The organism is Kocuria sp. CPCC 205258 (assembly GCF_040981005.1).
Classification (GTDB): Bacteria; Actinomycetota; Actinomycetes; order Actinomycetales; family Micrococcaceae; genus Kocuria; species Kocuria rosea.
Genome location: NZ_JAVKPS010000002.1, coordinates 189,922 through 204,657, shown reverse-complemented (window position 1 = coordinate 204,657; position 14,736 = coordinate 189,922). Strand labels below are relative to the sequence as shown.

General features: G+C 75.0%; 17 protein-coding genes. 12 read left to right on the top strand and 5 right to left on the bottom strand.

The genetic code is table 11. The features are described 5' to 3' along the window. Window positions 1-79: 79 nt before the first annotated feature. The 4 genes from RF644_RS04275 (at window position 80) to RF644_RS04260 (ending at window position 4,657) form a co-directional block, all read left to right on the top strand. Window positions 80-1,102, top strand: a complete 1,023-nt coding sequence (locus RF644_RS04275; RefSeq protein WP_368795544.1) for an L-idonate 5-dehydrogenase — start codon at window positions 80-82, stop codon at window positions 1,100-1,102. Beyond that, complete coding sequence (locus RF644_RS04270) at window positions 1,102-2,649, top strand: gluconokinase (protein ID WP_368795543.1); 1,548 nt, start codon at window positions 1,102-1,104, stop codon at window positions 2,647-2,649. Before RF644_RS04275 ends, RF644_RS04270 begins: the two co-directional genes overlap by 1 nt. Window positions 2,650-2,832: 183 nt before the next feature. Beyond that, window positions 2,833-4,248: an FAD-binding oxidoreductase gene (locus tag RF644_RS04265; protein WP_368795542.1), complete on the top strand. Its 1,416-nt coding sequence runs from the start codon at window positions 2,833-2,835 to the stop codon at window positions 4,246-4,248. A 61-nt stretch (window positions 4,249-4,309) separates the two neighbouring features. Next, window positions 4,310-4,657: an Rv0909 family putative TA system antitoxin gene (locus RF644_RS04260; protein ID WP_368795541.1), complete on the top strand. Its 348-nt coding sequence runs from the start codon at window positions 4,310-4,312 to the stop codon at window positions 4,655-4,657. Window positions 4,658-4,773: 116 nt separating this feature from the next. On the opposite strand, the gene RF644_RS04255 is transcribed toward RF644_RS04260, so the two are convergent. The 3 genes from RF644_RS04255 to RF644_RS04245 all read right to left on the bottom strand — a co-directional run bounded on the left by RF644_RS04255 (window position 4,774) and on the right by RF644_RS04245 (window position 7,273). Next, window positions 4,774-5,610 (bottom strand): alpha/beta fold hydrolase, encoded by an 837-nt coding sequence (locus RF644_RS04255; protein WP_368795540.1) that lies wholly within the window; start codon window positions 5,608-5,610, stop codon window positions 4,774-4,776. Between the two features lie 148 nt (window positions 5,611-5,758). After that, complete coding sequence (locus tag RF644_RS04250) at window positions 5,759-6,481, bottom strand: class F sortase (RefSeq protein WP_368795539.1); 723 nt, start codon at window positions 6,479-6,481, stop codon at window positions 5,759-5,761. A 21-nt stretch (window positions 6,482-6,502) separates the two neighbouring features. Further along, window positions 6,503-7,273 carry a hypothetical protein gene (locus tag RF644_RS04245; RefSeq protein ID WP_017835002.1) on the bottom strand — a complete coding sequence of 257 codons (771 nt, stop codon included), beginning with the start codon at window positions 7,271-7,273 and terminating at the stop codon, window positions 6,503-6,505. 293 nt (window positions 7,274-7,566) lie between these two features. Here RF644_RS04245 and sigK point away from each other — a divergent pair, with 293 nt between their 5' ends. The 5 genes from sigK (at window position 7,567) to RF644_RS04220 (ending at window position 11,691) form a co-directional block, all read left to right on the top strand. Then, on the top strand, window positions 7,567-8,175 hold the full coding sequence (gene sigK / locus RF644_RS04240; RefSeq protein WP_368795538.1) for an ECF RNA polymerase sigma factor SigK: 609 nt from the start codon (window positions 7,567-7,569) through the stop codon (window positions 8,173-8,175). After that, on the top strand, window positions 8,172-8,942 hold the full coding sequence (locus RF644_RS04235; protein WP_368795537.1) for an anti-sigma factor: 771 nt from the start codon (window positions 8,172-8,174) through the stop codon (window positions 8,940-8,942). Before sigK ends, RF644_RS04235 begins: the two co-directional genes overlap by 4 nt. 25 nt (window positions 8,943-8,967) lie before the next feature. Next, window positions 8,968-9,738, top strand: coding sequence for an aldolase/citrate lyase family protein (locus RF644_RS04230; protein ID WP_368795536.1), 771 nt, complete (start codon window positions 8,968-8,970; stop codon window positions 9,736-9,738). Further along, a complete protein-coding gene (locus RF644_RS04225) occupies window positions 9,735-10,649 on the top strand; it encodes a hypothetical protein (protein WP_368795535.1) in 915 nt (304 codons plus the stop codon). Before RF644_RS04230 ends, RF644_RS04225 begins: the two co-directional genes overlap by 4 nt. An 88-nt stretch (window positions 10,650-10,737) precedes the next feature. Then, window positions 10,738-11,691, top strand: a complete 954-nt coding sequence (locus RF644_RS04220) for a hypothetical protein (protein ID WP_017834998.1) — start codon at window positions 10,738-10,740, stop codon at window positions 11,689-11,691. A 50-nt stretch (window positions 11,692-11,741) separates the two neighbouring features. On the opposite strand, the gene RF644_RS04215 is transcribed toward RF644_RS04220, so the two are convergent. Then, the gene (locus RF644_RS04215) at window positions 11,742-11,900 is read right to left on the bottom strand and encodes a hypothetical protein (RefSeq protein WP_368795534.1); all 159 of its coding nucleotides are present in this window, start codon (window positions 11,898-11,900) and stop codon (window positions 11,742-11,744) included. Window positions 11,901-11,979: 79 nt separating this feature from the next. Next, entirely contained in the window at window positions 11,980-12,618 is a 639-nt protein-coding gene (locus RF644_RS04210) for a hypothetical protein (protein WP_017834996.1), read from the bottom strand. Window positions 12,619-12,784: 166 nt separating this feature from the next. On the opposite strand from RF644_RS04210, the gene RF644_RS04205 reads away from it, so the two are divergent. The 3 genes from RF644_RS04205 to RF644_RS04195 all read left to right on the top strand — a co-directional run bounded on the left by RF644_RS04205 (window position 12,785) and on the right by RF644_RS04195 (window position 14,726). Beyond that, window positions 12,785-13,921, top strand: a complete 1,137-nt coding sequence (locus tag RF644_RS04205; protein ID WP_368795533.1) for a Gfo/Idh/MocA family protein — start codon at window positions 12,785-12,787, stop codon at window positions 13,919-13,921. 62 nt (window positions 13,922-13,983) lie between these two features. Continuing rightward, the gene (locus RF644_RS04200; protein WP_115163310.1) at window positions 13,984-14,328 is read left to right on the top strand and encodes a nuclear transport factor 2 family protein; all 345 of its coding nucleotides are present in this window, start codon (window positions 13,984-13,986) and stop codon (window positions 14,326-14,328) included. A gap of 35 nt (window positions 14,329-14,363) precedes the next feature. After that, window positions 14,364-14,726 (top strand): YciI family protein, encoded by a 363-nt coding sequence (locus RF644_RS04195; RefSeq protein ID WP_035924466.1) that lies wholly within the window; start codon window positions 14,364-14,366, stop codon window positions 14,724-14,726. Window positions 14,727-14,736 lie beyond the last annotated feature (10 nt).

Sequence of the window (14,736 nt, the reverse complement as noted above, 5' to 3'; positions counted from 1 at the left end):
CCCGCCCGGCGTGCACCGACGGGCACACATCGTCCCGCACCTCGCCGTGAGGCTCCGGGACGCACCAGGAGGAGAGCTCATGAAGGCCATCGTGATCCACGGCAAGGACGACCTGCGCGTCGAGGAGGTGCCCACCCCGGAACCTGCCGAGGGGCAGGTCCGGCTCCGGATCGCCTACGGCGGGGTGTGCGGGTCGGACCTGCACTACTGGGCCGAGGGCGCCAACGGCGAGTACGTGGTCCGGGAGCCTCTCGTGCCCGGGCACGAGGTCTCCGGGACGGTGGACCTGGACCCCGCCGGCGAGCTCGCCCCCGGCACCCCGGTGACGGTCCACCCGGCCACCTTCGGCACACCCCAGCCCGGGATCGAGGACCGGCGCCACCTGTGGCCCGGCGGGGCCTACCTGGGCAGCGCCTCCACCCGGCCGCACACCCAAGGAGGGATGAGCGAGTACCTGCTGGTCCGCCGGGACATGGTCCGGGTGCTCCCGGCCGGCCTGCCGCTGCGCCGGGCCGCGCTCGCCGAGCCGCTGGCCGTGGCCCTGCACGGGCTCACCGTGGCCGGGGACGTGACCGGCCGGCGCGTGCTCGTCTCCGGGTCCGGGCCGATCGGCCTGCTCACCGCCGCGGCGGCCCTGGCCCGGGGCTCGGCCGAGGTCGTGGCCACCGACGTCCTCGAGGGCCCGCTCGAGCGGGCCCGGGCGCTCGGCGTGCACGGCACCGTCCGGGTGGGGGCCGAGCAGATCCCGTCCGGGGCGTTCGACATGGTGCTCGAGTGCTCCGGCGTGCCCGCGGCCGTGAGCCCCGCGCTGGTGGGCGCCCGCCGCGGCGGCGTCGTCGTCCAGGTGGGGATGGTGCCGGACGAGGCGCGGCCCGTGAACCTGGCCCCGCTGGTCTCCAAGGAGCTCCAGCTGCGCGGGTCCTTCCGGTTCGACGACGAGATCGACGAGGCGATCGGGCTGCTCGCCGACCGTCCCGGGATCGAGGACGTGGTCACGCACGAGTTCCCCGCCGACCGGGCCGTGGAGGCGTTCGCCACGGCCCGCGACTCCGCGGTCTCCGGCAAGGTCCTCGTGTCCCTGGCCCCCGGGGAGCCGCGCTGATGCCGGGGCCGGCCGGCACCGGGCACCCGGATCCCGTGGTGGTGGGCGTCGACATCGGCACCACGAGCACCAAGGCCGTGGCCTTCGCCGTGGGCGGTGAGCAGCTCGCCGCCGCCTCGGCCGGCTACCCCCTGGAGGAGCCGCACCCCGGCCACGCCGTGCAGGACCCCGAGCTGATCCTGCAGGCGGTGCTGGACACCGTCCGCGCGGTGGCCGGGGAGGTCGGGACGGAGCGCGTGGCGGGACTGTCCTTCAGCGCCGCGATGCACAGCCTGCTCGGGCTCTCGCCCGAGGGCGAGCCCCTCACCACGCTCGTCACCTGGGCGGACACCCGGGCCAGCGTCCAGGCGGAGCGGCTGCGCGCGAGCGCGGGCGGCCTCGCCCTGCACCGGCGCACGGGCACTCCGGTGCACCCCATGTCGCCGCTGCCCAAGCTCGTGTGGTTCCACGACCAGGAGCCCAAGCTGTGCGAGCGCGTCGCCTTCTGGGCCGGCATCAAGGAGTTCGTGCTGCTGCGGCTGTGCGACGCGCTCGTGGTGGACCACTCGGTGGCCTCGGCCACCGGTCTGATGAACATCCACGAGCTGGCCTGGGACGGCGAGGCCCTCGCCCACGCCGGGATCCTGCCCGAGCAGCTGCCCGAGCTGGTGCCCACCACCCACGTCCTGCCCGGGCTCACGGACGAGGGCGCCCGGGCCACGGGGCTGCCCGCCACCGTGCCCGTGGTGGTGGGGGCCAGCGACGGCCCGCTGGCCAACCTCGGCCTGGGCGCGGTCCGGCCCGGGGTGGCGGCTTGCTCGATCGGCACGAGCGGCGCGCTGCGCGTCGTCGTCGACCGTCCCGTGGTGGACCCGCTGGGGCGGGTCTTCTGCTACGCCCTGACCCCGGGGCGCTGGGTGGTCGGCGGGGCGATCAACAACGGCGGCGTGGTCCTGGGCTGGGCCGGGGACGCCCTCGCCCCCGACCTGGGGGAGGAGCCGGAGGAGGAGCTGCTCGCGCTCGCGGGGAGCGTCCCGGCCGGGTCCGGGGGGCTGCTCATGCTGCCCTACCTGCTGAGCGAGCGCGCCCCGCACTGGAGCTCCCTGCCCAAGGGCGCCTACGTGGGGCTGACCCGCGCCCACCGCCGCGCGCACCTGGTGCGCGCGGCCCTGGAGGGGGTGTGCCAGCAGCTCGGCCTGGTCCTGCAGTCGATGCGCTCGGCCGGTCTGGCCGTGGAGCAGATCCGCGCCACCGGCGGCTTCGCCCGCAGCCCGCTGTGGCGGCAGCTGCTCGCCGACGTCCTCGGCACGGACATCTCCTTCGCCTCGGGCCACGAGGGCTCCGGGTTCGGCGCCGCGCTGCTCGGGATGCAGGCGCTCGGGCTGATCGAGTCCGTCGACGTGGCCGCGGACCTGGTGGAGGTCGAGTCCGTGGTGCGCCCGGACGCCGCCGACGCCGCGGTCCACGCGTCCCTGCAGCCGGTGTTCGAGCAGCTCTACGAGGCCCTCGTGCCCACGTTCACGTCCCTGCGCCGGCTGGCGCCCGCCCTGCCGCTCGAGCGCGACTGACCCTCCCGGCGGCCCTGGTCCGGCCGTGTCGTCCGGGTCGTGCCCGCCGGCGCCCCGTGACGATTTCGTGCACGGTCCGGAGGACGCATCGGCGGGCCCGCGTGGGAGAATGGACCTGTTCTGCGGCGCCTGCGGGCCCGAGCGGCCCCGCACCGCGGATCGCCGGTGCCGAGGGGGCCCGCGATGATCTCGAGAACGGACGTGGAAGAACTCCACCGGCAGGTCCGCGGCCCGGTCCTGCTGCCGGACGAGGCCGGCTTCGCGCAGGAGGTCGCCGGCTTCAACCTGGCCGCCGTCCACCACCCGGACGCGGTGGCGGGCGTGACCGACGCCGCCGACGTGGTGGCCGTGATGCGGTGGGCCGCCGCCCACCACGAGCCCGTGGGGGTGCAGTCCACGGGCCACGGCGCGGACCAGCCCATGGAGGGCGGAGTGCTCGTCACGACCCACCGGATGCAGGAGATCGAGGTCGACCCCCGCCGCCGGACCGCGCGGATCGGCGCCGGCGTGCGGTGGCGCCGCGTGATCGACGCAGTCGCGCCCCACGGCCTCGCGGTCCTCACCGGTTCGGCCAGCGACGCGGGGGCGGTCGGCTACACCCTGGGCGGCGGGCTGCCGGTGCTCGGGCGGATCTTCGGCTTCGCCGCCGACCATCTGCTGGGCCTCGAGGTGGTGACCCCCGACGGGCGGCTGCGCCACGTGGACGCCCGGCACGAGCCGGAGCTGTTCGCCCTGCTGCGCGGGGGCAAGGGCAACCTGGGCCTCGTCACCGCGATGACCATGGGCCTCGTCCCCCTGGAGGAGCTCTACGGCGGCGGGATCTTCTACCCCGGCACCGACGCCCAGGAGGTGCTGAGCGCGTTCAGCCGGTGGGCGCCCACCCTGCCGGAGCGCGCCTCGACGTCCGTGGCCCTGCGCTGGATGCCGCACGACCCGACCGTCCCCGAGCAGCTGCACAAGCGGATGCTCGTGCACCTGCGCTTCTGCTGGGTCGGCCCGGAGGAGGAGGGCGCCCGGGTCCTCGCGCCGATGCGGGCGGTATCCCGGCCGGTCCTGGACCTGGTGGGGCCCATGGACTACCGGGACATCGACCAGGTGCACATGGACGCCACCGAGCCGGGTCTCTACGTGCTCACCGGGGAGTTCCTGCGGGAGTTCGACGCCGCCGCGGTCATGACGCTGCTGCAGAGCGCCGGGCCCGGCAGCCGGTGCCCGCTGCCGGAGGTGGGGATCCGGCTGATGGGCGGAGCCTTCGCCCGGACCGACGGCGTCGAGGACGCGGTCTCGGGGCGGGACGCGGCGTTTTTCCTGGAGCTCATCGGCTGGCTCGCGCCCCACGTGGCCGCGGCGACGCCCCGGGCGCTGGCCGAGATCCTGCAGGCCATGGCCCCGTGGTCCACGGGCCGGGCCTTCGTGAACATGCACGGGGTCCCGGGCGGGGAGAGCGAGCACGCCCGGGCGTGGTCCGAGGAGGTCTACGCCCGTCTGGTCCGGGCCAAGGCGCTCTACGACCCGGACAACCTGCTGCGCTTCCAGCACGTGGTCGGCCAGGAGCGCCGGCCTCCCGGCCTCGGCCAGCCGGCGGACAGCTCCGCGTGATGGACTGGCGGCAGCACCGCGGCGCTCCCGCGCGCGGTGACCACTCTCGGAAGGAGACGTGATGGTGAACTTCAAGGGGCTCACGGCCAAGGCCAAGCAGCTCGCCCAGCGCAACCCGGACAAGGTCGACAAGGTCCTCGACCAGGCCGGCAGCTTCGTGGACAAGCGCACCGGGCGCAAGTACGAGCGCCACGTGGACACGGTCCAGCAGAAGGCCCGCCAGTTCCTCGGCGGGGGCCGCGCCCCCGGCGACCGGAGCTCCGGCGGCCCCAGCACGGGCGGCCCGGCGACCGGCGGCCCGACCACGGGCGGCCCCGCCGCCGGCGAGCGCCCGGACGGGCAGCCGGGAGGACCGGCCGGGACCGACCACCCCGGTGACGTGCCCGGCCACGAGGGCCCCCGCCACTGACGGTTCCCGGGCCCCGGGAACGGAGCGGACCCCGCCCGCCGCGCCTCGAGCGCACGGCAGGTGGGGTCCGTCGTCGTCCCGGCGGCGCAGGGCCCTCCCGCCGGGGGTCGGGGCGGCTACCGGGCGAGGAAGTCCAGCAGCGCCTCGTTGACCTCCGCGCCGTGGGTCCAGAGCAGCCCGTGCGGGGCGCCCTCGATCTCGACGTACTCCGCCTGCGGGAGGGCCTGGTGGAACTGCCGGCCGGTGGCGTCGATGGGCAGGATGTTGTCCGCGGTGCCGTGCACGATCAGGGCCGGCACGTCGATCTTGGGGATGTCGGCCCGGAAGTCGGTCAGCCAGGCGGGCTGGGCGGCCACCGACGCCACGGCCCCGGAGCGGGCGGCGATGCTCCGGCAGGCGTCCACGACCTCCTGGCTCAGCCGGTCCGTGCCCAGGAACGTGTCCGTGTTGAAGAAGTTGCCGAAGAACTCGGCGAAGAACGCGTAGCGGTCGGCGGTCACGGCCGCGGCCAGGCCGTCGAAGACGTCCTGGGGCACGCCCGTGGGGTTGTCCTCGGTCTGCAGCAGGTACGGCTCGAGCGGGCCCAGGAAGGCCGCCTTCGCCACCCGCGAGGATCCGTAGGTCCCGAGGTAGCGACCCACCTCCCCGGTCCCCATGGAGAAGCCCACCAGGACCACGTCGTTCAGGTCGAGGGTGCTCAGTACGGTGTCGAGGTCGGCGGCGAAGGTGTCGTAGTCGTAGCCCGTCGTCGGTTGGCTCGAGCGGCCGAAGCCGCGGCGGTCGTAGGTGATCACGCGATAGCCGGCCCCGAGCAGGGCGGCGGTCTGCTTCTCCCAGGACGAGCCGTCCAGGGGGTACCCGTGGATGAGGACGACGGGCTGACCGCTGCCGTGGTCCTCGTAGTACAGCTCGATGTCGGTGCTGTTCTCGGTGCCGACGGTGATGTGACCCATGGAGGCTCTTCCTCTCGCTGGTGCGACCTCTCGCTGGTGCGACAGATGCAGAGAACGGCCGTTCCCTGCGCAGAAGCCTAGGGAAGGGTCGTTCTCCGCGCGAGGCCGGGGCGGTGGGCACCAGCGCTCGTTCCCAGGGCTGCGCCGCTCAGGGCACCAGGGACGCGTAGACCACGTAGTTGTCGTCGAACTCCCCGGTGGCCGGGTCGAAGCCGTCGCAGGTGATCAGCCGCAGCTCGGACCCCTCCGTGTTGCCGTAGACCTCGAGGGTGGGGAAGTCGTCCTTGCCGTACTGCTCCCCGCGGTCGACGGCGAAGACCGCCGTGGACCCGTCCTCCCGGGCCACCTCGATCGTGTCGCCGGGTTCCAGGGCCCGCAGCCCGGCGAAGACCCCGGGGCCGCCGCCCGTGGCGTTGACGTGGCCCAGCAGCACGGCCGGGCCGCGCTCGCCGGGGGTGGGGGACCCGGTGTACCAGCTCGCCGGGGAGCCGGGCCCCTCGGGCGGAACCTCGAGCGAGCCGTCCTCGCGCAGGCCCAGGTGCAGCAGCTCGGACTCCGTGCCGGTGGCCGGGACGGACAGGGAGACCGGCTCCGACGCGCCCAGGACCGCGGGGCCGTCCGCTGGACCGTCAGTTGCGGCGGCGGTCGGCCTCCCCGTCGCGGACGGGGCCGCCCCCGCGCCCGAGGGCGCGGAGGTGCTCGACGGCGAGGCGGTGCTCGACGGTGAGGCGGTGCTCGAGGCCGCCGGCGGGGTGCTGCCGACCGCCGGCGCGGCGCCGTCGTCGGACGCGGCGCAGCCGGTGGCGAGCAGGACGGCGGTCGTCGCGGAGGCCAGGAGGCCTCCGCGACGACCGGTGGTCGATCCCGTCACAGCAGGAACCGTCCCGTCGGATCAGCCGCGCGCGGCGCGACGGCGCAGGGCCCACGCGGCGCCGGCCGCGGCGGCCAGGACGCCGCCGCCAAGGGCCGCGGCCTGGGCGGTGGACCCCGTCTCCTGGGCCACGCCGGTGTCGGCGCCGCCCTCCGGCATCGCGCCCATCTGCGAGGCGGTCAGCGTGCCGCACGCGGCCGGGAGGGTCGCGGCCGCGGGCAGCGCCGGGTCGAGGTCGCTCATCTTCTCGGCGGCCGCGGCGGGCATCTTCGCCGGGTCCACGCCGTGGACCACGACGACCGCGGTGCCGTTCTGCAGGGACTCGGCGGTGGCCTCGTCCAGCTGCAGGGTCCGCTCGTAGGTGTACGCGGAACCGCCCGGGAAGCGCTCCACGGCCAGACCGGAGTCGGGGCTGGTGTCGCCCTCGGTGGTCAGCGAGGTGCCGATCATGCCGTAGAAGGGGTGACCCTCGGTGGTGTTGACCACGCCGTCGCCGTCCGCGTCCGCCTCCGGGCCCGGGCAGGTGCCCTGGCCGTGGATGTGGATGTGCTGGGCGTGCGGGAACGGGCCGTCCATGAACGTCTCGGCCGCGCCGCTCACGTTCATCGTGACGGTGGCCTCGGTGCCGTGGACGTCGACCATGACGTCGCCGGTGGTGCCGGAGTTGTTCAGGGTGCTCAGCGCCGCCTGGGCGGACCACATGTCGGAGTCGTGGGCGGCGGCGGGCGCGGCGGCCATGGTGAGCGCGCCGAGGGCCAGGGTGGGGACTGTGAGGAGCATGGACTTGCGCATCAGATTCTCTCCTGTGTCGTACCGGGGGGTCGTGCCGTGTGCGCACTTTCGGTGTGCGCACGGTGAGTTCGGCGCCGGAACGGGCCCGGATGGGTGCGGGGGCAGAAAAGTTTCCGGCGCGCCGGAACGGACCGCCGACCCGTCCGGTGCCGGCCCCGCGACGAACAACGGTCATGGAGACGACGAGTGTGTCGATGGCATCACATCGACCCGGTGTGGCAAGGTGCAGTGCGACACTGCTCCCGCCCGGACCCCGGGCGGGGTGCCGCTCTCCGAGTGAACAGCGAGACCGCGTGAGCCCAGGACCGACCGGCCGGAGCGGGAGAGCCGGGGCCCCGGTCCCCGCGCCCGGGCGGACCGAACAACAGGTCGAGCTGCTGCGCCGCGTGGCGGGCGGTGACGAGGACGCCTTCGCCCAGCTGTACGACGCGACGTCGTCCACGGTCCACGGACTCGTGCTGCGGCTGCTCCGCTCCCCGGAGCTCGCCGCCGAGGTGGTCCAGGAGGTCTACCTGATGGCATGGCAGCAGGCGGAGCGCTTCGACGCCGGCCGCGGCACGGTCCTGGCATGGTTGTGCACCATGGCCCACCGCCGCGCCGTGGACCGGATCCGGCAGAGCCAGCGGGAGCGGGACCGGGACCAGCAGTACGAGGTCCGGCGGGCCGAGACCCCCTCCGACTCCACCTGGAGCGAGGTGGAGCAGTCCCTGGACTCCGAGGAGGTGCGGGCCGGGCTCGGCGGGCTCAGCCCGCTCCAGCGGGAGGCCGTCTGCCTGGTCTACTACCGGGGGTACAGTCACCGACAGGTCGCGGAGCACCTGGACGTCCCGCTGGGCACGGCGAAGGCCAGGATCCGCGACGGACTCACCAATCTGAGATCGGCACTGGGGGTGCGGCAGTGAAGGACATCCAGGGGGACGACCGCGCCGGCGACGTCCACGCCGACGCGGCGCTCTACGCCGTGGACGCCCTCGAGCCCGGCGAGCGCGCCGCGTTCGAGCTCCATCTGCGCGGCTGTGCCGCCTGCCGGGAGGAGGTGGCCGCGTTCGCGGAGGTCGGGGCGCACCTGGCCGCCGCCGTGGCCGAGCCGCCGCCGCCGGCGCTGCGCGGGGACGTCCTCGCGGCCGTACGCGGGACGCTCCCGGAGCGGCGGCCGGAGGAGCGGGCCGAGGACCGGGCCGGGGACGCGCCCGTGTCCCTGGCGCAGCGGCGCCGGCCCCGGCGCCGCTGGCTGGCCGCCGCCGCGGCCGCCGTGCTCCTGCCCGGTGCGGCCCTGGGCGGCTGGGCCGTCGGCACGCAGGCCGAGCAGCGGGAGCAGCAGCTCGTGGCCCAGGAGCAGGACCGGCAGAACCGGCTGCTGAGCGCCCCGGACGTCACCACCCGCCAGCTCGACGTGGACGGCCGCCCGGCCACCCTGGTGGTCTCGGCGCAGGCGGACGCGGCGCTGTTCGTCGCCTCCGACCTCGCCGGACCGGGGGAGGGCCGGGAGTACCAGCTGTGGCTCGTGCAGGACGAGACCCCGGTGCCGGACGTGCGCTTCGGCGGCGGACAGGTGCAGGTCTGGCTGGACGGCGACATCGACCGGGCCGGGGCGGTGGCCATGACCGTGGAGCCCGCCGGCGGCTCCGAGACGCCCACCCTGCCGGTGCTGGCCGCCGCGGAGATCTGAGCCCGGCTCCTGCCAGAATGAGGCCATGACCGAGGCAGAACCTTCCGGCAACGGCAACGGCAACGGCGGCGACGACGGGGTGCGTGCGGGGGTGTGGGCCACGCTCGGCGACGCCCGGACCGTGCTCGCCCTCGAGCGCGCGGGCTTCGCCTGGGTGGGCGTCGACGCCCAGCACGGCCACTTCGACGACGCCGCCGTCCGTGGTCTCTTCGCCCTGCGGCGCGAGCCGGCCGCCCCGGTGCTGGTCCGGGTCGCCGCGAACGACCCCACGCTCATCGGCCGGGCGCTGGACGCCGGCGCCGACGGCGTCGTCGTGCCGCTCGTCCAGGACGCGGCACAGGCCGAGGCCGCGGTCGCCGCGGCCCACTACCCGCCGCGGGGCGCCCGGAGCTGGGGGCCGCTGCCCGGCACGCGGGACCCCGCCGCCGGGGTGGCGTCCGTGCCCCGGCCGCTGTGCGCCGTCATGGTCGAGACCGAGCCCGCGGTCGCAGCGGTCCGGGCGATCGCGGCGGTCCCGGACCTGGACATGGTCTTCGTGGGGCCCTTCGACCTCGCGCTCGCCCTAGGCCGGGACGTCGACGAGCTGCTCGCGGACACCTCGCAGGACGCGCCCCTGCCCACGATCGTGCGCGCGTGCCGCGAGGCCGGTGTCCTGGCGGGCGCCTACGCCGGCACGCCCGAGCGTGCCGCCGCGCTGCGGGCGCAGAAATTCTCCTGGATCGCCGTCACGACCGACACCGGCGTCCTCCAGCTCGGCGGGGAGGCGGCCCGGGCAGCCCTGGCCCGCCCCTCATGAGATCCCGGCCGGGCGGGAGGCGCCGGCACCCCCTGCGGTGGGTGCTGTCCCGGGAGCTGGTCCTCGACTGGCTGCGCTCGTTCCGCACCAGCCGCAGCGCCCTGCACTTCCGGCTCCGGAACCGCTTCTCGGACGCGCCCGTGCGGGGGGACGCGCCCGTGGTCGTGAGCCTCACGTCCTACGGGAGCCGGATCCGGGCGGTGCACCTGGCCGTCGAGTCGATGGCGCACGGCACCGTGCGCCCGCAGCGGCTGATCCTGTGGCTGCGCGAGGCCGACGTCGTGGCGGACCCGCCCGCACCGCTGGCCCGGCTGGTGCGCCGGGGCCTCGAGCTGAGGTGCACCGAGGACTGGGGCCCCCACCAGAAGTACTACCCCTACGTCCGGTCCCGGGCGCGGCACGAGCTGCCGCTGGTCATCGCGGACGACGACGTGCTCTACGGCCCGACGTGGCTCGAGGAGCTGCTCGCGGTCCACGCACGGCACCCGCACGACGTGGTCGCCCACCGCACCCACCGGATCCGCCTCGGCGGAGGACGGATCCTGCCCTACGCGACGTGGAGCCCCGGCGCCCCGGCGGGAGCGTCCGTCCGCACCTTCGCCACGGGCACCTCCGGCGTGCTCTACCCGCCGCACCTGCTCGACGCCCTGCGCGAGCTCGGCACCGCGTTCACCGCGTGCGCGCCGATGGCCGACGACGTGTGGCTGCACGCCGTCGCCCTGCGCCACGGGACCGGCGTCCGGCCCGTCCGGGACGGCCGCACCGCCTACCGGCCCATCCCCAGAACGCTCTTCCGGGGCCTCAGCACCCGCAATGTCCTGCGCGGCGGCAACGACATGCAGATCGCAGCCACGTATTCGGCCTCGGACGTGGAAGAGTTGGAGCGTGCACGGGTGGCCGAGGGCCCCTGAGCACGTGGACGGGCAGTTCCCCCGCTTCCCGTCCGCCGGCCGTCCCCCCACGGCCGCTGTCCGCGCTCCCATCCCCCCAGGAGTTCCCATGCCGAAGAACTACCGCCGCCCGGACTCGCCGGACCACGTCGCAGCCGACGTGCCGGCGCGCGCAGCAGGGCACTCGATCGTCTTCGACTCGCCGGCCGAACTGGCCGCCTACACCCGCCACGACCGCCTGTCCGCCGACGGGCCCCTCCTGCTCGCCCGCCGCGCCGGGTTCCACCCCGACGGTTCCTGGCCCTGCTCGGCGCTCGAGTCCGCCCAGAACGTCCTGGCCACCCGGGCGCGCACCATGATCGAGATCGAGCTGCGCACCACGGTCGACGGCCGGTGCGTGGTCCTGCACGAGGCCGTCATGGGGCACGGGAGCACCGGCGCCGGCCCGGTGAGCGAGCAGTCGGCCGACTACGTGCTCAGCCAGCACCTGGTGGACAACTACGGCGAGGTCACCCGGTTCCCCATCCGGGAGGCCGGCGAGTTCCTCACCTGGGCGGTGCTGGCCGGGGCGGTGCTGTGGCTCGACGTCAAGAACGTGACCCCGGAGGCCGTCGTCGAGCTCGTCCGCACGCACCGGGCCGAGGGCCAGGTGGTGGTGAGCGTGCACGGGCTGACGGAGCTGGCCGTCTACCGCAGGATCGCCCCCGACCTCGTCTACTTCGTCCCGACCCACCCGGACGGCCTGCCCACGGTCGACGACGTCCGGCGGGAGGTGCCCGACCTCCGCCGGGTGATCGGCTTCGCCGGCCACTACGTCCCGGACATGGAGGAGAGCCTGCGGATGCGGAGCTGGAACGTGCCCATGCGCCTGGAGCTGCACCGCTACGACGAGAACCTGTCGGCCGACGCCCTGGACGTGCACTACTACCGCCGCGCGGTCGAGGCAGGCTTCGGGATCCTCTCCACCAGCCACTACCGCGAGGTGGCCGACCTCCTCGGCCTGTCCGCGTGGGCGCCGAAGAACGCCTCCGCCCGGGACGACCGGGGGCTGACCCGGCACTGATCCCGGGCGCGTGCCGCTCTCGGCGGTGCGCCCCGGATCAGTGCCGGAGATCAGTCGTCGCCCGGCGCGTCCTCGGGGGCGTCCCCCTCGGCCTGGGAGGGCTTGTTGTCGTCCGGGTCGACGGCCGACTGCACGCTCTGGTCCTCCGGCACGTCCCCCTCGGCCTGGGAGGGCTTGTTCTGGGCCGGGTCCGGGGTCGTCTCGCTCATGCCGCTCCTCGTGTGCTCAGCAGGGTGATGGTCCCGGCTCACGCTACGCCGGGCTCGGGGCCCCGACAAGAGGATCCGGCTACGCGGCCCGGCCGGCGCGGATCGCGGCGTAGAGCTGGGCGGGGATCAGCCCGGTCCGGTGGGCGCGCTCGACCGCGGCGAAGCCCTCCTCGGTCTCCTCGTACGGGAAGTGGATGAGGTCCGCCGCGAGCTCCCAGTGGTCGATCATCCCGCCGGCCCAGAGCTGGCAGATCGCCCACGGGGTGTCCGCGGAGAAGGCGGGGACGTCCGGCAGGACGTACTCGTCGGCCGGCACGCGCCAGGCCTCGAGGCTGTCCAGGTCCGCCGCGAGGTCCTCGAGGGTGTCGTAGTGGCCCGCGCGGTCCGGGTCCACGGAGCCGTTCGGGTTGGCCAGCTCGACGTCGTAGCCGCCCTCGGCCGCGGCGAACACGGTGGTGGGCCCGGGCTCCCCGCCCACGCCGGCGTCGAGGGGCAGCTGGGACGGCAGCCACTCCCACCCGTCGCCGAGCTGGTCCATCTCCAGGTCCCGGTAGGCCACCCAGCCGCGGGCGACGAGCAGCTCGTGGGCGTCGTCGTCCCAGGTGCCCTGCGCGGCGCCCTCGATGTCGACGGTGCGGGCGCCGGCCGCGGCGTGGAACTCCCGCCGCTGCTGCTTCTTCTTGGCGGCGGCCTTCTTGCGGGGCTTGCTCTTGGGCACGGATCCTCCTGACGGGCGGGGACGGACGCGTGCGCGGTCCCTCGGACCTCCCATGATCGCGCATCCGGCGGGATCCGGGGACGCCGGGCCCGCTCCGCCCTCCCGGGACCCCGCGGGGCTAGTCTGGCCGGGACCGTCCGTCCGTCCCGACCGCGAAGGATGCCCCATGACCTCTCCCCGGACCGCCCCCTCGACGAACGGCCCCGTGCGCTACGCGGTGGTCGGGCTCGGCCAGATCTCCCAGCAGGCGTTCCTGCCCGCCATGGCCCGGGCCGGCAGCTCCGTGCTGGCGGCGCTGGTCACCGGCACCCCGGACAAGGCCCGGGAGCTCGCGGCCGAGTACGGCGTGCCCGCGTACTCCTACGAGGACTACCCCGCGCTGCTGGCCTCCGGGGACGTGGACGCGGTCTACGTGGCCACGCCCGTGTTCCGGCACCGCGAGTTCGCCGAGCCGGCGCTCGAGGCGGGCGTCCACGTGCTGGTGGAGAAGCCGATGGAGACGTCCGTGGAGGACTGCCGGGCGATGATCGACGCCGCCGCGCGCGGCGGGGCCCGGCTGATGGTCGCGTACCGGCTGCACCACGAGCCCGGCACGCTCGAGCTGATCACCCGGGTCCGGGACGAGGGGCTGGTGGGCGACCCCCGGCTGTTCACCGCCGTCTTCACCCAGGACATCGACGAGGCCAACCACCGCGGGCACTCCGGGTACTGGGGCGGGCCCATCCCGGACATGGGCAGCTACCCCCTCAACGCGGTGCGCCACCTGTTCGCGGCCGAGCCCCTCGAGGTCCACGCGATGGGGGTGCGGACCCCGGGGCGCGGCTTCGACTTCGACGACACCGTGGCGGTGACGCTGCGCTTCCCCGGGCAGCGGGTGGCGCAGTTCACCATCAGCTACGCGGGCGAGGCCACCGAGCAGTTCACGGTGGTGGGCACCGGGGGCGTGGTCGCGGCGCAGCCGTGCTTCGGCTTCGGCCCCGAGGTGGGCATCAGCTGGACCGTGACCCGTGATGGGCGCAGCGAGACCCGCGCCCACGACCCGGTGGAGCAGTTCGCGGGCCAGACCGCGTACTTCTCGGACTGCATCCTCACCGGCACCGATCCCGAGGCCGGCGGGGAGGAGGGGCTGATGGACATCCGGGTGCACGAGGCGGTGCTCACCTCCCTCGAGACGGGCCGGACCATGCGCCTGGAGCCCGCGGACCGCGCGGTGCGCCCCGTCGCGGAGCAGGCCCGGGCCCTGCCGCCCGTGGCGGAGCCCGGCGACGACGAGCTGGTGGCCCAGGTCCCGCAGAACGGCTGAGCCCCGGTGGGCGGACCGGCTCCGTGCTTGTCCCGGCTCCCGCCCGGGAGTAGCTTGCGGGCATGACCAGCAGCAGCACGGACGTCGTCCGGCGGCTCTTCGCCGCCTACCTCGCGCAGGACGAGACGGCGGCCCGCGGGCTCGTCGGGGACGGGTTCCGGTTCACGTCCCCGCAGGACGACCACATCGACCGGGCCGCGTACTTCGAGCGGTGCTTCCCCACGGCGCAGCGGGTCTCCCGGCAGGACCTGCTCCAGGTGGTCGAGGCGGAGCCCGGCCTGGTGCTCGTCCGGTACGAGTACGAGCTCCGGGCCGGGGGGACCTTCCGGAACATGGAGGCGATCACCGTGCGCGACGGGCAGGTGGTGGACGCCCAGGTCTATTTCGGCGGGCCGCCGCGACCGTAGACTCCGAGGACCATCCGACGCCCAGGAGGCTCGCCATGAAGCACTACCTGCTCAGCATCGAACAGCCCGACGGCGGACCGGCGGCCCCGGAGGTCCTCGAGCCCGTAATGCGGGACGTCGCCGCGTTCAACGAGGAACTCAGGGCGGCCGGGGCGTGGGTCTTCGCCGGGGGCCTGGACCGGGCGGAGGCGTCCGTCGTCGTGCGCTTCCACGGCGAGGACGTGGTGACCACGGACGGTCCGTACGAGCGCGAGGACGAGCACGCCGGGGGCATCTGCATCGTGGCCGCCCCGGACTACGACGCCGCCATCGAGTGGGGCCGCAAGCTGGCGCAGGCGACCACGCTCCCGGTGGAGGTGCGCGAGTTCCAGGGCGAGCCGGAGGAGCACCTGGCGTAGGGCCCGCCCC

Bases quoted from the DNA above. Each gene is read 5' to 3' on its own strand.
- RF644_RS04275 (WP_368795544.1), top strand. From the start codon at position 80: ATGAAGGCCATCGTGATCCACGGCAAGGACGACCTGCGCGTCGAGGAG.
- RF644_RS04270 (WP_368795543.1), top strand. From the start codon at position 1,102: ATGCCGGGGCCGGCCGGCACCGGGCACCCGGATCCCGTGGTGGTGGGC.
- RF644_RS04265 (WP_368795542.1), top strand. From the start codon at position 2,833: ATGATCTCGAGAACGGACGTGGAAGAACTCCACCGGCAGGTCCGCGGC.
- RF644_RS04260 (WP_368795541.1), top strand. From the start codon at position 4,310: ATGGTGAACTTCAAGGGGCTCACGGCCAAGGCCAAGCAGCTCGCCCAG.
- RF644_RS04255 (WP_368795540.1), bottom strand. From the start codon at position 5,610: ATGGGTCACATCACCGTCGGCACCGAGAACAGCACCGACATCGAGCTG.
- RF644_RS04245 (WP_017835002.1), bottom strand. From the start codon at position 7,273: ATGCGCAAGTCCATGCTCCTCACAGTCCCCACCCTGGCCCTCGGCGCG.
- RF644_RS04230 (WP_368795536.1), top strand. From the start codon at position 8,968: ATGACCGAGGCAGAACCTTCCGGCAACGGCAACGGCAACGGCGGCGAC.
- RF644_RS04225 (WP_368795535.1), top strand. From the start codon at position 9,735: ATGAGATCCCGGCCGGGCGGGAGGCGCCGGCACCCCCTGCGGTGGGTG.
- RF644_RS04220 (WP_017834998.1), top strand. From the start codon at position 10,738: ATGCCGAAGAACTACCGCCGCCCGGACTCGCCGGACCACGTCGCAGCC.
- RF644_RS04215 (WP_368795534.1), bottom strand. From the start codon at position 11,900: ATGAGCGAGACGACCCCGGACCCGGCCCAGAACAAGCCCTCCCAGGCC.
- RF644_RS04205 (WP_368795533.1), top strand. From the start codon at position 12,785: ATGACCTCTCCCCGGACCGCCCCCTCGACGAACGGCCCCGTGCGCTAC.
- RF644_RS04200 (WP_115163310.1), top strand. From the start codon at position 13,984: ATGACCAGCAGCAGCACGGACGTCGTCCGGCGGCTCTTCGCCGCCTAC.
- RF644_RS04195 (WP_035924466.1), top strand. From the start codon at position 14,364: ATGAAGCACTACCTGCTCAGCATCGAACAGCCCGACGGCGGACCGGCG.